The organism is Streptomyces sp. NPDC093094 (assembly GCF_044754345.1).
Taxonomy (GTDB): domain Bacteria; phylum Actinomycetota; class Actinomycetes; order Streptomycetales; family Streptomycetaceae; genus Streptomyces.
In genome coordinates this window covers 1-1,514 of sequence record NZ_JBIVOX010000061.1, presented here as the reverse complement: position 1 = coordinate 1,514, position 1,514 = coordinate 1, and the positions used below count along the sequence as shown (strand labels likewise).

1 protein-coding gene is annotated in these 1,514 nt (G+C 68.9%); it reads left to right on the top strand.

Annotated elements, in window-relative coordinates; translation table 11 throughout:
• The coding region (locus tag ACIQGV_RS40840) for an MFS transporter (protein WP_402504827.1) at positions 1-1,497 on the top strand (1,497 nt) is incomplete at its 5' end.
• Between the last annotated feature and the right edge of the window lie 17 nt (positions 1,498-1,514).

Genomic DNA, 1,514 nt, shown 5'->3' with positions numbered 1-1,514 from the left:
GTCCCTGATCCGGGTCGGTGGAAGGCTCTTGTGTTCATCGCGTTGGCGCAGTTGATGGTCGTGCTGGATGCGACGATCGTGAACATTGCGTTGCCGTCGGCCCAGCAGGATCTGGGGATCTCGGACGGGAACCGGCAGTGGGTGGTGACCGCGTATGCGCTGGCGTTCGGTGGTCTGCTGCTGTTCGGTGGGCGGATCGCGGATCTGTGGGGCCGTAAGCGGGCGTTCGTGATCGGTCTGGCCGGGTTCGCGGCGGCGTCCGCGCTGGGCGGGGCGGCGACGACGGGCGCGATGATGTTCGGTGCGCGGGCGCTGCAGGGTGTGTTCGGTGCGCTGCTGGCGCCGGCGGCGCTGTCGTTGCTGGCGGTGATGTTCACCGACGGCAGGGAGCGGGCGAAGGCGTTCGGGATCTATGGTGCGATCGCCGGTGGCGGTGGTGCGGTGGGTCTGATCCTGGGCGGTTTCCTGACCGAGTACCTGGACTGGCGCTGGACGTTCTTCGTGAACATTCCGTTCGCGGTGGTCGCGGCGGCGGGTGCGTGGTTCGTGATCCGTGAGCCGGAGGGCGGGCGCAACCGGGCCTCGCTGGACATTCCGGGGGTGATCCTGTCGACGCTGGGTCTGGTGGCGCTGGTCTACGGGTTCACCCGGGCGGAGTCCGACGGCTGGGGTGATGCGGTGACGGTGGGCATGTTCGTGGCCGCGGGGGTGCTGCTGGTGTCGTTCGTGCTGGTGGAGTCGCGGGTGAGGGCGCCGCTGCTGCCGCTGCGGGTGGTGACCGACCGTAATCGTGGTGGGGTGTATCTGTCGCTGGGTCTGGCGATCATCGCGATGTTCGGGCTGTTCTTGTTCCTGACCTACTACCTGCAGATCGTCAAGGGTTATTCGCCGGTGAAGACCGGGTTCGCGTTCCTGCCGATGATCGTGGGCATGATCACGGGGTCCACGCAGATCGGGACCCGGCTGATGACGCGGGTGGCGCCGCGGCTGCTGATGGGGCCGGGCTTTTTGGTCGCGGCGGTGGGCATGCTGCTGCTGACGCAGATGGAGATCGGTTCGTCGTACGCGGCGCTGCTGCTGCCGGCGATGCTGCTGCTGGGGCTGGGCATGGGTTCGGCGTTCATGCCGGCGATGTCGCTGGCCACGCAGGGGGTGCGGGCGCAGGACGCGGGGGTGGCGTCGGCGATGGTGAACACCAGCCAGCAGGTGGGCGGGGCGATCGGTACGGCGCTGCTGAACACGATCGCGGCGTCCGCGACGACCGCCTATGTCGCCGACCACATCGGTTCCGCCCCGGGGCGTTCGCAGCAGCAGCTGGTGCAGCTGGAGGGCATGGTCGAGGGTTACACCAGCGCGATCTGGTTCGCGGTGGGGATCCTGGTGGCCGCCGCGGTGATCGCGTTGACCCTGGTGAACGCGGGCCGGCCGGGCGGCACCACCGTCGCCTCCGGCGACGGCGCCCAGGACGAGGCCCAGATCCCCGTCATCGCCCACTGACCACCCGAAACACCGGA